12 protein-coding genes and 2 pseudogenes are annotated in these 15,570 nt (G+C 61.2%); 11 read left to right on the top strand and 3 right to left on the bottom strand.

Going from position 1 to position 15,570, the window contains the following annotated elements; translation table 11 throughout:
- Positions 1-9: 9 nt before the first annotated feature.
- The 9 genes from BKY26_RS02015 to BKY26_RS01975 are packed head-to-tail and all read left to right on the top strand — an operon-like array spanning position 10 to position 10,630.
- Entirely contained in the window at positions 10-3,750 is a 3,741-nt protein-coding gene (locus tag BKY26_RS02015; protein ID WP_071688735.1) for a nitrate reductase subunit alpha, read from the top strand.
- Positions 3,747-5,270: a nitrate reductase subunit beta gene (narH, locus tag BKY26_RS02010; RefSeq protein WP_071688734.1), complete on the top strand. Its 1,524-nt coding sequence runs from the start codon at positions 3,747-3,749 to the stop codon at positions 5,268-5,270. The genes BKY26_RS02015 and narH overlap by 4 nt, the downstream gene beginning before the upstream one ends.
- 1 nt (position 5,271) lies before the next feature.
- The gene (gene narJ, locus BKY26_RS02005; RefSeq protein ID WP_071688733.1) at positions 5,272-5,994 is read left to right on the top strand and encodes a nitrate reductase molybdenum cofactor assembly chaperone; all 723 of its coding nucleotides are present in this window, start codon (positions 5,272-5,274) and stop codon (positions 5,992-5,994) included.
- Between the two features lie 12 nt (positions 5,995-6,006).
- Positions 6,007-6,738 (top strand): respiratory nitrate reductase subunit gamma, encoded by a 732-nt coding sequence (gene narI / locus BKY26_RS02000; protein WP_071688732.1) that lies wholly within the window; start codon positions 6,007-6,009, stop codon positions 6,736-6,738.
- 5 nt (positions 6,739-6,743) lie between these two features.
- Entirely contained in the window at positions 6,744-7,541 is a 798-nt protein-coding gene (locus BKY26_RS01995; RefSeq protein ID WP_071688731.1) for a peptidylprolyl isomerase, read from the top strand.
- Between the two features lie 16 nt (positions 7,542-7,557).
- Positions 7,558-8,118: a hemerythrin domain-containing protein gene (locus BKY26_RS01990; RefSeq protein ID WP_071688730.1), complete on the top strand. Its 561-nt coding sequence runs from the start codon at positions 7,558-7,560 to the stop codon at positions 8,116-8,118.
- A 4-nt stretch (positions 8,119-8,122) separates the two neighbouring features.
- On the top strand, positions 8,123-8,740 hold the full coding sequence (locus BKY26_RS01985; protein ID WP_071688729.1) for a carbonic anhydrase: 618 nt from the start codon (positions 8,123-8,125) through the stop codon (positions 8,738-8,740).
- Positions 8,737-10,008: a molybdopterin molybdotransferase MoeA gene (locus BKY26_RS01980; protein ID WP_071688728.1), complete on the top strand. Its 1,272-nt coding sequence runs from the start codon at positions 8,737-8,739 to the stop codon at positions 10,006-10,008. Before BKY26_RS01985 ends, BKY26_RS01980 begins: the two co-directional genes overlap by 4 nt.
- A 19-nt stretch (positions 10,009-10,027) precedes the next feature.
- Positions 10,028-10,630 carry a DUF2478 domain-containing protein gene (locus BKY26_RS01975; protein WP_071688727.1) on the top strand — a complete coding sequence of 201 codons (603 nt, stop codon included), beginning with the start codon at positions 10,028-10,030 and terminating at the stop codon, positions 10,628-10,630.
- Positions 10,631-10,796: 166 nt separating this feature from the next.
- Here BKY26_RS01975 and BKY26_RS20845 read toward each other — a convergent pair.
- The 3 genes and pseudogenes from BKY26_RS20845 to BKY26_RS01965 all read right to left on the bottom strand — a co-directional run.
- Positions 10,797-11,480: pseudogene (locus tag BKY26_RS20845) on the bottom strand (saccharopine dehydrogenase family protein); the annotation flags it as partial.
- A 93-nt stretch (positions 11,481-11,573) separates the two neighbouring features.
- Positions 11,574-11,882 (bottom strand): annotated as a pseudogene (locus tag BKY26_RS20840) (saccharopine dehydrogenase NADP-binding domain-containing protein); the annotation flags it as partial.
- A gap of 131 nt (positions 11,883-12,013) precedes the next feature.
- Complete coding sequence (locus BKY26_RS01965) at positions 12,014-12,508, bottom strand: Lrp/AsnC family transcriptional regulator (protein ID WP_083431278.1); 495 nt, start codon at positions 12,506-12,508, stop codon at positions 12,014-12,016.
- A gap of 273 nt (positions 12,509-12,781) precedes the next feature.
- Between BKY26_RS01965 and BKY26_RS01960 the strand changes: the two genes are divergently transcribed.
- Entirely contained in the window at positions 12,782-14,539 is a 1,758-nt protein-coding gene (locus BKY26_RS01960; protein WP_071688724.1) for a hypothetical protein, read from the top strand.
- Positions 14,540-14,563: 24 nt separating this feature from the next.
- Positions 14,564-15,559, top strand: a complete 996-nt coding sequence (locus tag BKY26_RS01955; RefSeq protein WP_071688723.1) for an SUMF1/EgtB/PvdO family nonheme iron enzyme — start codon at positions 14,564-14,566, stop codon at positions 15,557-15,559.
- Positions 15,560-15,570: the final 11 nt, after the last annotated feature.

Raw genomic sequence — 15,570 nt, 5'->3', positions numbered from 1 at the left:
AGAGAAACCATGAGCCACCTGCTCGACAGATTGAACTTCCTTCAGTCAAGGGAAATCGACCAATTCTCGAATGGCCACGGTCAGGTCACGCGCGAAAACCGCGACTGGGAAGAGACCTACCGCAACCGCTGGCGGCACGACAAGGTTGTGCGCTCGACCCATGGAGTGAACTGCACCGGGTCGTGCAGCTGGAAAATCTATGTGAAATCCGGGATCGTGACCTGGGAAACCCAGCAGACGGACTACCCGCGCACGCGCGCCGATCTGCCCAACCACGAACCGCGCGGTTGTGCGCGGGGGGCGTCCTATAGCTGGTATCTCTATTCTGCCAATCGGGTGAAGAACCCACTCGTGCGTGGCCGCCTGATGAAGGCCTGGCGTAAGCTGCGCGAGACGATGGAGCCGATCGAGGCCTGGACGACGCTTCAGGCCGATCCGATCCTTCGCGCATCCTATGTGGAAACCCGCGGCAAGGGCGGCTTCGTCCGCGCCACATGGGACGAAGCGACCGAGATCACGGCCGCGGCCAACGCCTACACCGCCAAGACCTATGGCCCTGACCGCGTGTTCGGCTTCTCGCCGATTCCCGCGATGTCGATGGTCAGCTACGCTGCCGGGTCGCGGTATCTGTCCCTGATGGGTGGCGTCTGCATGTCATTCTATGACTGGTATTGCGACCTGCCGCCCGCCTCGCCCATGACCTGGGGCGAACAAACCGACGTGCCCGAAAGCGCCGATTGGTATAATTCCGGCTACCTGCTCCTTTGGGGGTCCAACGTGCCGCAGACGCGCACGCCGGACGCTCATTTCTACACCGAGGCACGCTACAAGGGCACGCGGTCCGCCGTCATCTGCCCCGACTATTCCGAGGCCGCCAAGTTCGGCGATGTCTGGTTGAACGCCAAGCAGGGCACCGATGCCGCCCTTGCCATGGCTTTTGGCCACGTGATCCTGCGCGAGTTCCATCTGGACCGTCAGGCGGAATATTTCGAGGATTACACCCGCAAATACTCGGACTTCCCGATGCTGGTCAGGTTGGACGAGAAGAACGGAAAGCTTGTGCCGGGGCGTTTCCTGAGGGCCGACGATCTGGACGGCAAACTGGGCGAAGACAACAACCCCGAATGGAAGACCGTCGCTTTTGATGAGGTCTCTCAGGCCCTCGTCGCGCCTAACGGGTCCGTCGGTTATCGTTGGGGCGAAGACGGCGAGTGGAACCTCGAAGAAAAGGCGAACGCGGTCGAGACGAAACTCAAGATGAGCTTTGTTCTCGAAGAGGATCATGACGCCATCCTGGGGGTCGATTTTCCCTATTTCGGGGGCGAGGCCTTTGGCCAGTTCAAGACGGATGCCGATCACCCCGACATCCTGACCCGCAACATCCCGGTCAAGAAGATCCAAACCGCCGAAGGCGAGATCGCCGTGGCCACGGTGTTCGATCTCTTCTGCGCCAACTATGGGCTGGACCGGGGTCTGGGCGGTGACTGGGTCACCTCCGACTATGCCAATGACATGCCCGGCACGCCCGCTTGGGCCGAGAAGATCACGGGTGTTCCGGCCGACAAGATCATCCACGTGGCCCGTGGCTTTGCCGACAACGCGGAGAAGACCAACGGCAAGTCGATGATCATCATCGGGGCAGCGATGAACCACTGGTTCCACATGGACATGAACTATCGCGGCGTCATCAACATGCTGGTGATGTGCGGTTGCGTCGGGCAATCCGGTGGCGGTTGGGCCCATTACGTGGGGCAGGAGAAGCTGCGCCCGCAGACCGGCTGGCAACCGCTGGCCTTCGCGCTGGACTGGAACCGTCCACCCCGGCACATGAACTCGACCTCTGCCTGGTACGCGCATACGGATCAATGGCGCTACGAGACCCTGAAGGCAGACGAAATCCTGTCACCCACAGCGCCCGAGGGCGATTGGGACATCTCCCTGATCGACTACAATATCCGGGCCGAGCGCATGGGTTGGCTGCCATCGGCACCGCAACTCAAGACCAACCCGCTTGAGGTTGCAAAGGCGGCAAAGGCGGCCGGAAAGGAGGTTCCGGCATATGTCGCGGAGACTCTCAAGTCCGGCGATCTGGAAATGTCCTGCGAGGATCCGGACAATCCCGCCAACTGGCCGCGCAACCTGTTTGTCTGGCGGTCAAACCTGCTGGGCTCCTCGGGCAAGGGGCACGAATATTTTCTCAAGCACCTTCTGGGCACCGATCACGGTGTGATGGGCAAGGATCTTGGCCAGGATGGCGGCCAATTGCCGAAAGAGGCCAAGTGGCACGATCAGGCGCCGCGCGGCAAACTGGACCTGCTGGTGACCATCGACTTCCGGATGAGCACGACCTGCGTCTATTCCGACATCGTTCTGCCAACGGCCAGTTGGTACGAAAAGGACGACATGAATACGTCGGACATGCATCCGTTCATCCACCCGCTGCAAGCGGCGGTGGATCCGGCCTATGACTCCAGGTCCGACTGGGAAATCTTCAAGGCGATTGCCAGGAAATTCCAGGAAATCGCGCCCGGTTATCTGGGCAAGGAAACGGATATCGTCGCGCTGCCGATCCTGCACGACACCCCGGCGGAAATCGCGCAGGATCAGGTGAAGGACTGGAAAAAAGGCGAATGCGATCTGATCCCGGGCAAGACCGCCCCTGCTTTCGTTGCGGTCGAGCGGGACTATACCTCGATCTACGATCGCTTCACGGCGCTTGGACCGATGCTCGACAAATTGGGCAATGGCGGCAAGGGCATCACCTGGAATACGCAGGACGAGATCGACAACCTGTCGGCCCTGAACGGTGTGCAGCCGGAGGGTGCCGCGGCGGGCAGGCCCAGGATCGAAACGGCGATTGATGCCTGCGAAGTCATTTTGATGCTGGCGCCCGAGACCAACGGCAATGTCGCCGTAAAGGCTTGGGAAGCGCTGGAAAAGGCCACCGGGCGGGACCACGCGCATTTGGCCGAGGGCGAGCATGGCAACAAGATCCGCTTTCACGACATCGCAGCTCAACCGCGCAAGATCATCTCCAGCCCCACATGGTCGGGCATCGAGTCGGAGAAGGTCAGCTACAATGCGGGCTATACGAACGTCCATGAACTGATCCCGTGGCGCACCCTGACAGGGCGGCAACAGCTCTATCAGGATCACCTCTGGATGCGGGCGTTCGGCGAAGGCTTCATGTCCTACCGCCCGCCGGTCGATCTCAAGACGATCACTGCGAATGTGCAGGATGCGGGCGACAACCTCGTTCTGAACTTCATCACGCCGCACCAGAAATGGGGCATCCATTCCACCTACACCGATAACCTGCTGATGCTGACGCTGAACAGGGGCGGCCCGGTGATCTGGATCAGCGAGACCGACGCCAGGAGCGCGGGGATCGTGGATAACGATTGGGTAGAGCTTTACAACACCAACGGTGCGCTGACGGCGCGTGCGGTGGTCTCGCAGCGGATCAAGGACGGCACGACGTTCATGTATCACGCCCAGGAGAAGATCGTGAACACGCCGGGCTCGGAAAAGACCGGGCATCGCGGCGGGATCCACAATTCGGTGACCCGCGCGGTCCTGAAACCCACCCACATGATCGGCGGCTATGCCCAGCAATCCTATGGCTTCAACTACTACGGCACCGTGGGGGCCAACCGCGATGAATTCGTCGTCGTTCGCAAGATGAGACACGTGGACTGGCTCGACCGCGAAAAGAGCTGGGACGCATCTGAACAGGAGGCAGCAGAATGAGAATCCGCGCACAAATCGGCATGGTGCTGAATCTCGACAAATGCATCGGGTGCCACACCTGTTCCGTCACTTGCAAGAACGTGTGGACCAGCCGCGATGGCGTTGAATACGCATGGTTCAACAATGTCGAAACCAAGCCCGGCACCGGCTACCCGACCGACTGGGAAAACCAGGACCGCTGGAAAGGAGGCTGGGAACGCACCAGGGCTGGCAAGCTGCAACCCAGGCAGGGCAGCAAATGGCGCATTCTGTCCAACATCTTCGCCAATCCGTCGATGCCCGAGATCGACGATTATTACGAGCCGTTCGATTTCGACTATGACCACCTGAAATCCGCCCCGGAGATGGAGGCATTCCCCACGGCGCGCCCCCGGTCGAAGATCACCGGCGAGCGGATGGAAAAGATCGAGAAAGGTCCGAACTGGGAGGAAATCCTTGGCGGCGAATTCTCCAAGCGGTCGCAGGACTACAACTTCGAGGGTATCCAGAAGGAGATCTACGGGGAGTACGAGAATACATTCATGATGTATCTCCCCCGGCTGTGCGAACACTGCCTGAACCCGGCCTGTGCCTCGTCTTGCCCGTCCGGGGCGATCTACAAGCGCGAGGAAGACGGCATCGTCCTGATTGATCAGGAAAAGTGTCGTGGCTGGCGAATGTGTGTATCGGGCTGCCCTTACAAGAAGATCTACTACAACTGGGAAAGCGGCAAATCCGAGAAATGCACCCTGTGCTATCCCCGGATCGAGAGCGGCAATCCGACGGTCTGTTCGGAAACCTGTGTCGGGCGCATTCGGTATCTGGGGGTCATGCTCTACGACGCCGACAAGATTGCCGATGCCGCGAACATGGCGGACGAACAGGATCTCTATGATGCGCAACTGGGCGTGTTTCTCGACCCCAACGACCCTGTCGTGATCGAGACGGCCCGTGCCGATGGCATCCCGCAGGACTGGATCAAGGCGGCACAGGAAAGCCCGATCTGGAAGATGGCGATGGAGTGGAAGGTCGCCTTCCCGCTGCATCCCGAATACCGGACATTGCCCATGGTGTGGTACATTCCGCCGCTGTCCCCGATCCAGAACGCCGCCGAAGCGGGAACCATCGGGACAGAGGCCGGAATGCCGGACGTCAGAAACCTGCGTATTCCCGTCAGATACCTCGCCAACATGCTGACAGCAGGGGACGAAGCACCTGTGATCACGGCGTTGGAACGGATGCTGGCGATGCGGTCCTACATGCGATCCAAGACAATCGAAGGCGTGGTTGACGAAGCCATTGCCGCTCGGGTCGGGCTTTCGGGCCGGGTGATCGAGGACATGTACAAGATCATGGCGCTGGCCGATTACGAGGACCGCTTTGTCATCCCCACCACGCATCGTGAACAGGTCGAGGAAGCCTATGACCTGCGCGGCGGTTGCGGGTTTACCGACACCAACGGCTGTTCCACCGGATCATCCGGCAAGTCGTTGTTCGGCGGTTCCAGAAAACCCCTCAAGATGCCGACGGAGGCGATGTGACATGGACCGTACACTGAAAGCATTGTCGGTGATGCTGAGCTACCCGACCCGAGACCTGCAAAAGGCCATGCCCGAGATTGGCGGAATCCTGTCATCGGACACGCGTTTGACGGCCGCAACCCGGCGGGCGTTGCGCCCGCTGGTGGAGGAGCTGCGCACGCGCGACATATATGAGCTGGAAGAACAGTTCGTGCTGCTCTTCGATCGTTCGCGCACCCTGTCGCTCAACCTGTTCGAACATGTGCACGGCGAAAGCCGTGACCGTGGCGGCGCGATGGTCTCCTTGATCGAGACATACAGGGCCGGCGGGTTTGATCCCGTGACATCCGAACTGCCGGACCACCTGCCTGTCTTGTTGGAATTCCTGTCCACGCGCCCTTCGTCCGAGGCACAGGATACTCTGGCGGACGCGACGCATATCCTTGAGGCTCTGAACGCTCGGCTTGTCCGGCGCGAAAGCCCTTATGCCGCCGTGTTCGCCAGCCTTTTGCAACTTGCAGGTGTGAAGGCCGATCAGGAGGCTGTGGCGGAGATGCTCGCGCAGCCCGATGACGACCCCGCCGATCTGACGGCGCTGGACGAGGTTTGGGAGGAAAGCGAAGTGCTGTTCGGACCTGACCCCAATGCCGGATGTCCGCAAGTGCGCGACATGCTCGCCCGCATGGATATGCCACCAACCGCTACTGTACCCACGAGATCCGCGCCGAATGCGGCAGCGGAATGAGGGAGATGAAAGATGCATAACTTCCTGTTTGGACTCTACCCCTACATCGCCCTGTCCGTTTTGATTATCGGCTCGATCGCCCGGTACGAACGCGACCCGTTCACTTGGAAATCCTCGTCCAGCCAGTTGTTGCGGCGCAAGCAATTGGTGGTCGGATCAATCCTGTTTCATGTGGGCGTTTTGGTGATCTTCTTCGGCCACCTCATCGGCCTTCTGACACCGATCTGGCTGTTTGACGCGCTTGGTATCGGACATGGCACGAAGCAGGTTCTTGCCGTGGTGGCCGGTGGCATTGCCGGGGTCATGGCGCTGGTGGGGGGCGGGATGCTCATGCACCGCCGTTGGACCGACCCGCGGATTCGCCGAACATCAAGCTTTGCTGATAACGCGATCCTTGCCCTGCTTCTTGCGCAGCTTGTGTTGGGGCTGGGAACGATCTTCGTGTCGCTCCAGCATCTCGATGGCCACGAAATGACGACTTTCATGGCATGGGCACTTGGCATCGTGACCTTTCAGTCGGGCGCGGCGGATCACATCGTCGGGGCGGCACTGATCTTCAAGTTGCACATCTTCCTTGGCCTGACGATCTTTCTGGTCTTCCCGTTCACGCGGCTGGTTCACATCCTGTCGGGATTTTCCGCGCCGATCAGGTATCTCTTGCGGCCGGGTTATCAAATCGTGCGTACCCGTCGTCAAAAGCCGCTGGCTGCATCTGACACCCCGAAATCGACACCGGCGGAGTAGAGCAGATGAATGCAGCCCTCTTTCCGGATCTGGTCGTCAACGGAGAGCGTGTCCCTCACGCTCTGGTTGCGGCCGAGACGCAGAACCAGACCGCGCCGGCAGGCAAACCCGGCATCGCCTGGCGCAAGGCGGCCAATGCGGTGGCGATCCGTACCCTGTTGTTGCAAGAGGCGCGGTCGCGCTGCATTGAAGCTGAACCATTGGAAGTCGGGCCGGGGCGCTTCGAGACGCAGGAGGAGGCCCTGATCCGGGGCCTGCTCGACCAAGCGATTGATGTCGTTCCCCCGACCGAGGCGGATATCACCTCCGAATGGCTGAAAGATCCGACGCGCTTTCGTTCGCCGCCGCTGTGGGAAGTGTCACACATTCTATGCGCCTGCGATCCGCGCAACGAGGCGGATCGCGTCAAGGTTCAGATCCGCGCGCAAGGGCTGCTTGCCCTCGTTCTCAGCGATCCCAGTAGCCTTCCCGCCATCGCCGCGCGCGAAAGCGATTGCGGGTCGAGGTCGTCGGGCGGCGCCTTGGGCCAGCTTGGCCCGAACGACACCGTGCCGGAGTTCGAGGCCGCCCTGCGTCAGCTTGCCGAAGGTGAGATCTCGCCAGAGCCGGTTCTCACCCGTCACGGCTATCACATCATCCGGATGGATGCGGTTGCCTTGGGGCAGGTCCTGCCATTCGAGGCCGTTCGCGACAGGATTGCCGAAGCGATGGAGAAAACATCCTGGGCACGGCAGTCGAGGGCCTTCATCGCACAGCTCGTCGAGGCCGCTGAAATTCGAGGGGCAGATCTCAACAGGGCCTGATCGGGAGAAGTCCGCGATGAAAAAGCAATCTGAACGGCAGCGGAACGCGGCAAGGGGGGAAAGCTCCGGCACCCGTCCATTGCATGGTCCGCTGGATTTCATCGCCGAAGATCATATGCGCGAACGGGAAGTCTGTGCGTTGATCGACCGGATCGTGGCCTCTGCATCCATGGAACAGGCCGATCTTGATCACGTGCTGACATTCCTGGAGGCGGTGCTGCCGCAGCATCTGGCGGATGAGGAAATCGATCTGTTTCCATTGATGCTGAAACGGTGCGCGCCGGAAGATGAAATCGAAAAGGTGATCGACAGGCTTCAATCCGATCACGGTCATGCGCTTGCGGATGCGCCTGCGATTGCCGCGATCATTCAGGGCATTGGCGCGAGTCCCTCGAAGCCATCCCAATCGGATTGTGCGCTATTGTCGGACTTCGCCCACCATGCACGCCGCCACCTGATCCTCGAAAACGCGGTCATCCTCCCGATTGCCCGTGCAAGGCTCACCAAAAAAGACCTTCGGCTGATGGAACGGCACATGCTGGAGCGCCGAGGTCTCTCGTCGCCGCTCGGAGAATGAAAAAATGCTGAATGACCTTCTTGATCGCAATGCGACCTGGTCCGACCAAAGAAACCGCGATGAACCGGGCTATTTTGCGCGGCTGGCAACGCGGCAAACGCCCGAGTTCTTCTGGATTGGCTGCTCTGACAGCAGGGTGCCCGCCAATGTGGTCGCGGGTCTCGATCCCGGCGAGGTGTTCGTGCATCGCAACGTGGCGAATGTCATCCACTCGTCGGATATGAATATGCTTTCCGCCCTGGAGTTTGCTGTTGATGCGCTCAGGATTCGAGAGATCATTGTCTGCGGTCACTACGGGTGCGGCGGGGTCAAGGCCGCGACCGAAGACCTGCCACATGGCCTGGCGGATCACTGGCTGGAACCGATCCGGCGTCTTGCCCGTGCCTATGCCATTGATCTTGCTCAAATTGATGATCAAGAGGCGCGCCGCGACAGGCTTGCAGAGCTGAACGTCGTCGAAGGCGTGCGCCGTGTTGCTGAAACGCCAATCCTGCAACGGGCGTGGAAGAACCGCGTCAGTATAAGAGTTCATGGTCTGATCTATGGCCTGAAAGACGGCAGGCTTCGCGATCTGGATTGCACGGTCGGGCCGGGGCATTTCAATGCGGAGGCCGCGCAATGACAGTCATCCGGAAGATCGCGGGCACCGGCTGTGGGTGTGACGACATCGCGCGTCCTGGTTCGCTGATCAGCATCGACGAGGCGTTGTCCCGGATTGTGCGCCTGACACAGGCCACCCCTGAAACCGAGCTTGTCACCTTGGCGCAAGCCGTCGGGCGCGTTCTGGCGCAGCCGGTGCAATCGCGCGGGATGGTTCCGCCTTTTGACAATGCCGCGATGGACGGCTTTGCGATCCACACCGGCGACCTGTGCGGCGACGGGCCGTGGTCGCTTGCGATTGGTGGGCGTATTGCTGCGGGACATGTCCCGCTTATTGAACTGCGTCGCGGAGAAGCGATCCAGGTTTTTACGGGCGCACCAGTGCCGAAAGGTGCAAATGCGGTCTTGATGCAGGAACAGGTGCTGCGCAGCGATACTCACATCCGTTTGACCGGGCTGGTCAAGCCGGGCAGCAACATTCGCCGGGCCGGCGAGGACATGGCCAAAGGGAGAATCGTCGTTCTGGCGGGGCGGTCCCTCTCACCGCGCGATATCGCTGCTTGCGCAGCCGCCGGGCACGAAATGGTTCGCGTCATCAGGCGCATCCGTGCTGCACTTCTCGTAACCGGGGATGAGGTCGTTCAGCTGGGGCAAACGAGGGGCGCCGCGGCGATCTGGGACGTCAACACACCGATGCTGTCCACAGCAATCGCGGCACCCGGCATTGATCTTTGCAGTATTCAGATTGCAGGTGACACGCGGCATGGGCTGCGCGCGCAGCTCGCGGAGCTTTCTCAGAAGGTGGACCTGATCGTGACGACCGGCGGAATATCGGTCGGCGAAGAAGATCACGTAAAGCCCGCCCTGTCAGATCTTTCCGCGCGCATTGCCTTCAGTGGCGTCGCGGTAAAGCCAGGTAAACCTGTGTCATTCGGACATGTCGGACGGGCGGCGTGGCTTGGATTGCCCGGCAATCCGCTATCCGCCTTCGTGACGTGGCAAATCTTCGGGGTTGCCCTTTGCAGGTCGCTTTCCGGGCAAACGCAGGAAGCGGTTCGCCGAAGACATGTCGTCTTGCAGCGCGTGCTGCATCACAAACCGGGGCGATGCGAACTTCGGCTGGCGGGCCTGACCGGCTTTGACAGCGCGGGGCGCGAGGTGGTCGATTTCGTCGATGCGACCCGTTCCGGCAGGGTTTCACAGCTTTCGGACATGGACGGCCTGCTGTTCATTCCCGCCGAAACCGAGGACCTGCCCGGCGGGGCCTTGGTTGAATTCCACCCTTTTTGAGAGACGAGGATAGCAAGACATGAACATCGCCTATACCATGGCACCGGGCAGAGGGGACACAGACCTGCTGCTATCCCGGTTGGCCGCCACGCTCGCTTCGCAAGGGGTCAGATCCTGTGGCACGGTCCAGATCAACACCGATCGGGCCAGTGGCCCTTGCGCCATGGATGTGCGTGTTCTGCCTGATGGGCCGGTACTGCGCATCTCGCAGGATCTTGGATCTGCCTCGAAGGGATGCAGACTGGACCCCGCTGCATTGGAGACCGCCGTGGGCCTGGTAGAGGCGCGGCTCGGTCCTGATGTTGACCTCCTGATCATCAACAAGTTCGGCAAGCATGAAGCCGAGGGGCGCGGCTTTCGAACCACCATCGCCCGTGCACTGGATCTTCAGATTCCGGTGCTCGTTGGGGTCAACTCTCTCAACGTGTCAGCATTCATGGAATTTGCCGGCAGCGAGGCTGTTCGGTTGGCCCCATCCGACGACCCGATCTATGATTGGCTTGCGATGGCCATTGACTTGCCACCGAGCATTCATCCCGCCGCGCCAGAAGCCCGGTCGGGTTTGCGCCGATCGGCGCAGGTTGGGCAGTCGTCCGACGCGCGGAGCCATCATCTCGCATAGCGGGCGGGCGGTCGCGGGGATCAGCGCTGTCGCATCCGGCCTTTGAAGCTTTCGACAAAGCCATCCTGCCCTTGGTCATCAATGCCAGGGCAGGTGCGGTCTGAGATTCCCTCCGACAGGAGCAATACGCCTTGCGGCATGCAATCTCGGCCGGACGGGGCGTGTTTCAGGCGGCGCTGACCATTCGGGTCAGTTCCCCCTTGCCGTAGTAGCGGCCGAATTCGGTTTGCATGAAATCTTCAAGGCGCACGTCCTCTTGCCGGACAAAGCCTTGCGCGGGCAGCTTGCCCTGGCGCATCAGGTCCATCACGCCCGTTACGCCCGCCGCCGTGGTCAGCTGGATCGCGCCCCAGGTCTTGCCGTTCACCTGACCGGCCAGCGATTTGTTGACGAAGCTGCGTTCGCGGTATTCGCCGTCGATCCAACCCGTCGCGGTTGAGAAGATGAGCACCACATCCTGATCCGTGCGGGGCAGGGCGGTTTCGAAAATCTGGCCCATCAGGTCGCGGCGGGTTTCCAGTTGCAGGTCTTGCAGCAGCATCTTGATGATGGCGCGGTGACCGGGATAGCGGATCGTCCGGTAAGACACCTTGCGCGCCTTGCCCAACAGGGTTTCCGTCAGGGTGCCAAGCCCGCCCGATGTGTTGAAACACTCGTAATCCACGCCGTCGAGGCCGAATTCCTCCAGCGCTTCCAGAGGCGCGGCCTTGATCCGCTCGCCGCCCTCGATCACGTCGCATGGGTTGCAGTATTCGTTGATCAACCCATCGGTGGACCAGGTCAGGTTATATTTCAGCGCATTGGTGGGGTAGAGCGGCAGCGCCCCCACCCGCAGCGCCAGCGTGTCCAGCTTGTCGAACTGCGCCGCCAGATGCGCGCCGGAAATGCCAACAAAGCCCGGTGCCAGCCCACATTGCGGCATGAAGGCGGTTTTGCTGTCCTTCGCCAGCTCGCGCACGGCCTCGGTCGCGGCCACGTCCTCGGTCAGGTCGAAATAATGCGCGCCCGCGGCCTTGGCGGCGGCGGCGATGGTGGGGGTCAGGAAAAAGGGCGCGGCGCTGATCACAGCGTCGAACCCGTCGAACGTGCGTGTCAGAGCGGCCTGATCCCCGGCATCAGCCTGTGCCACCTTGAACCCCGCCTGCTGGAAAGGCGCGAGATTCGCGAATTCGGAATCGACGATTGTGACGGAATAGGTGGGCGATGCTTTCAGCAGCTCGGCAATCATTGTGCCGATCTTCCCTGCTCCCACGATGCAAACGTTCCAGTTGCGCACGATCTTGCCTCCTGCTTCGGGTCCTTTTCCAAAGCCTGAGGCAGGATCTATCGCGTCGTCCTCTGCCGAATGTTCGCGGATCGGGAGTTTTCCGGCAAAATGACGGGTCAGTCAGCGCCGAGTGTCGACATGGCCTGCATCTGGCGGAAAATCCGCTCTGCCGTCTCATCTGATCGGCGGTCTATGCGGCGTCCGAAGACCACGGATGTTGTGGTGCGGACGACTCCGGGGATCTCTCCGATCTCGTCGATCAGGATGTCGAGGTCTTCGACCCGCGGGGCCTCTGCCGACAGGAACAGGTCGAACTCTCCATTGATGGAGAAAACGACCTGAATTTCAGGGTAGGTGTTCAGTCTTTGCAAGACCTTGCGCGTGTCCTGCTGGCGGATTTCCAGCATCATCAGGATCTGCACGGTTTCCTCGCCGGGATTGCGGGAAAGCACCACGGAATAGCCAGCGATCGTGCCATCCTTTTCCATCCGGGCAATGCGTTCATGTACCGTGGATCGGGCCACGCCGAGCGCTTGCGCGATATTGGAAGTGGATTCGCGCGCGTTGCGCTGAAGTTCCCGTATGATCCGCTTGTCGAGTGTATCGCGCATGCATTTTGCCATTTCAGCCGATGAAATGCCGGAAAGCTGACGAGTTTCACCGAAATGTCAATGCCTTTGGCGACGATGGAGGCGGGGATGACGAAGGCCCCGATCCTCACGCATTCGTGAGGTGGGCATCCCTGCAAAGTCATGGAATGCTGCCATTGCGCGGCGACGGGATTCGTTGCAGCATAAAGACTCGGAAAATCAAGGCTGTTATGGATCGGGACGGGGTCTGATAGCTGCCGGGGACCGGACTTTTTGGAGCTGGAATTAGACGGAATGACATTCACAGGATATCGCGCGCTGAAAGCGACCGGGCTTTCGGCCCTTCTATTCACATTGTCGGGCCCCGCCCTTGCCAACGGTATCGGCTTGCCCGACGAAGAGACGCTTGCCGCGCAGATGGAGGTCTATAACTCCGATGCGCCGGGGTCGATCTACGCCTTGCAACCGTTCCGCAACGAAATGACCCTGACCGGGGATGACGGATTGGAGGTCACCCTGACCTCCATGAACCCGATGGTGAATGCGTGGTTCATCCTGCGTGTGGACAGCGATGAGATGTCCCGCCCGCGCTATTATCACCTGGAAAACGCCGCACCCGATTTCTGGCAGATCTCGCTGGAAATGGATGGCGACGACCCGATCATCCTGATCGAGAATGATGGGGATGAGGTGGAATGCGCGCCCTGGGAAGGACGCAGTTCCGAGTTGGAAGAAGCCCGCGCAGAACCGCTGCCCTACGCGCCGATCTGCGACAGCTCCATGTATCTGCGCAACCGCGTGTCCGGGTCGCGCACCACGCGCGAGGCGATTGCCGAATTCCTGCGCGAGAACGTGCTGTTTGGCGATTCCATCGTGAACCTGATCAAGGGCACGCTGTTCCGCGACGCCTACCTGGAAAGCTCTGACGAAGCCGAATCCGAAGACCCCGGCGCAGTCGTCGAAGCGCTTGGCCAGGCCAATCTGGGTCGTTTCCCGGTCATGCGTGCTGCCCCCGGTTTCGACCTTGTCGGTGCAGAAGGCGGCATGGAGGCCGGCAGTTGGTATCAGGTGGAAGACGCCCCCGGCATCTACGCCAGCATGATGCAGCCCGGCATGATCAGCGACGAGATCCTGAACCGCTCGGGCGAGACCAACTGGCTCGACGGGGTGGAACGCGGCGCCAATGTCTATCTGGTGGCCTTCGACATGCGCGAGTTTGAAATCGGGTATGAGCTTGGCACCGACCACCCCGGCTTCGAATGGTCCTCCCGCCCGCACGGGGCCGGGCGCGACTGGTCGATCCCCGGACCTGACGGCATCAGCTCGCCCGATCCGCTGGTGATGGTGGGCATGCTCAGCCCCTCGCTGACCGACCGGGTCGCGGCGACCTTTACCGGGGGTTACAAGCGGGATCATGGCGCCTTCCGCTACGGGGATATGGCGACCTTCAACCACGGACATCACTACGGGTTCCTCGTCAACGGCACGGTGCTGAGCCGCTTGTGGCCGGGCCTGTCGACCATCTATGTCACCAATGACGGCACCTTCGGAATGACCACCTGGACCGAGGAGCTGAACGAGGAACTGCTGCCGCATCTGCGCTTTGCCCGTCAGAACGGTGTGCCCCTGATCCACCCCGATCCGGAAAGCGGCGAAAGCGTGCCCGGTGACCGTGTCACGCAATGGGGCGCGGGCAACTGGTCGGGCTCTGCCGACGCGCAACTGCGCACACTGCGCGCCGGGTCGTGTCTGCGCGAGGTCGATGGCCGCCAGTTCCTGATCTACGCCTATTTCTCGACCGCCACGCCCTCGGCCATGGCGCGGACGTTCCAGGCCTATCACTGCGACTATGCCATGCTGATGGACATGAACAGCCAGGAACACACCTATATGGCGCTCTATCCCGAGACAGAGGATGACGACTGGATCGAGGCCGAACATCTGGTCAGCGGCATGAGCCATGTGGATCAGGACACGCGCAACGGCACGATCCCGCGTTTCGTGGGCTTCGCCGACAATCGTGATTTCTTCTACCTTCTGAGACGCGAGTAACCCCAAGCACGAGGAGTGCCCCCCATGAGAAATCTCACCCGAACCCTGATGGCCCTTGTCCTTGGCGTCATGGGCGCCGGGGTGGGGGGCGCTCAGACCTTGCAGGAGCTCAACGAACAGATGTTCCAGCAGATGCGGGAGGTGCGCGGCGTGTCGAATGCCGAGCTTCGGCGCATCCGCGAAATCTTTGCAGGCTCCTCCTATATCGGGCAGGGTAATCCGGCGGTGACACGCCACGCCATGACACCCGAGGAGGCGGCGGCGCGGATCGGCGGGTCGGTCGCCAGTGTGCAGCAGAGCTATCGCAACGCCAGGTGGGAACGGATCTGCGGCGGGCCCTATCGTGCGCCGCTCTATGATCCCGCGACCGAAAGCCCCGAGGATGCCGAGGTCTGCGTGGATATGTTCGAGTACCCGAACATCCCCATGGTCTATCCGGTGGTTTGGGTGCGCGCGAACGAAGCGCATTTGCTCTGTGCGGCCGAGGGCGGCCGGATCGGCGATGCCCATGAATGGGAAGGCGCGGCGGCGGGTGCGCTGCTGGAGCCTGACTATCGCTTCGATCTGGGCAGCCCGCAGGCGATGCGCGCCTGGCACAACGCGGAATGGGCGCATACGCGCAATGTCTACAGCATCGGCCCCTGGCGGTCCGGGGTCTGCGCCACGGGCAGTTTCAAATCGGCCAGCTGCAATGGCGGCAGCTTCACCGGCTGCGGGTCGAACACCTATCCGGCGGGGTCTTTCCCGCAATGCCACAGCCCGCTTGGCGCCTATGACATCGACGGCAATGCGGCGGAGCATATGACCCTGCCGCTGTCCCCGGACCAGATGGCAAGCCGGGGGTCCACGACGCTCGGCGTGACCGAGATGAAGGGCAGCTGGTTCATCTGGGACACGGTGCGCGCGCATGAACATTGGGCGCGCTGGCGGGCGCCGTTCTGGCACGGAAGCCGGGTGATGTCGCCGTCGAGCCACCGGAATTACCATCTCGGGTTTCGTTGTTTTCATGATGTGAACTGACAGGATATGCG

The organism is Nioella sediminis, assembly GCF_001879695.1.
Lineage (GTDB): Bacteria > Pseudomonadota > Alphaproteobacteria > Rhodobacterales > Rhodobacteraceae > Nioella > Nioella sediminis.
This window is presented reverse-complemented; position numbering and strand designations above follow the sequence as displayed.

Excerpts from the sequence above, each read along its gene's own strand:
- BKY26_RS01960 (WP_071688724.1), top strand. The coding sequence starts at position 12,782 with ATGACATTCACAGGATATCGCGCGCTGAAAGCGACCGGGCTTTCGGCC.
- BKY26_RS01990 (WP_071688730.1), top strand. The coding sequence starts at position 7,558 with ATGAAAAAGCAATCTGAACGGCAGCGGAACGCGGCAAGGGGGGAAAGC.
- BKY26_RS01995 (WP_071688731.1), top strand. The coding sequence starts at position 6,744 with ATGAATGCAGCCCTCTTTCCGGATCTGGTCGTCAACGGAGAGCGTGTC.
- narH (WP_071688734.1), top strand. The coding sequence starts at position 3,747 with ATGAGAATCCGCGCACAAATCGGCATGGTGCTGAATCTCGACAAATGC.
- BKY26_RS01975 (WP_071688727.1), top strand. The coding sequence starts at position 10,028 with ATGAACATCGCCTATACCATGGCACCGGGCAGAGGGGACACAGACCTG.
- BKY26_RS01985 (WP_071688729.1), top strand. The coding sequence starts at position 8,123 with ATGCTGAATGACCTTCTTGATCGCAATGCGACCTGGTCCGACCAAAGA.
- BKY26_RS02015 (WP_071688735.1), top strand. The coding sequence starts at position 10 with ATGAGCCACCTGCTCGACAGATTGAACTTCCTTCAGTCAAGGGAAATC.
- BKY26_RS01980 (WP_071688728.1), top strand. The coding sequence starts at position 8,737 with ATGACAGTCATCCGGAAGATCGCGGGCACCGGCTGTGGGTGTGACGAC.
- BKY26_RS01965 (WP_083431278.1), bottom strand. The coding sequence starts at position 12,508 with ATGCGCGATACACTCGACAAGCGGATCATACGGGAACTTCAGCGCAAC.
- BKY26_RS01955 (WP_071688723.1), top strand. The coding sequence starts at position 14,564 with ATGAGAAATCTCACCCGAACCCTGATGGCCCTTGTCCTTGGCGTCATG.
- narJ (WP_071688733.1), top strand. The coding sequence starts at position 5,272 with ATGGACCGTACACTGAAAGCATTGTCGGTGATGCTGAGCTACCCGACC.
- narI (WP_071688732.1), top strand. The coding sequence starts at position 6,007 with ATGCATAACTTCCTGTTTGGACTCTACCCCTACATCGCCCTGTCCGTT.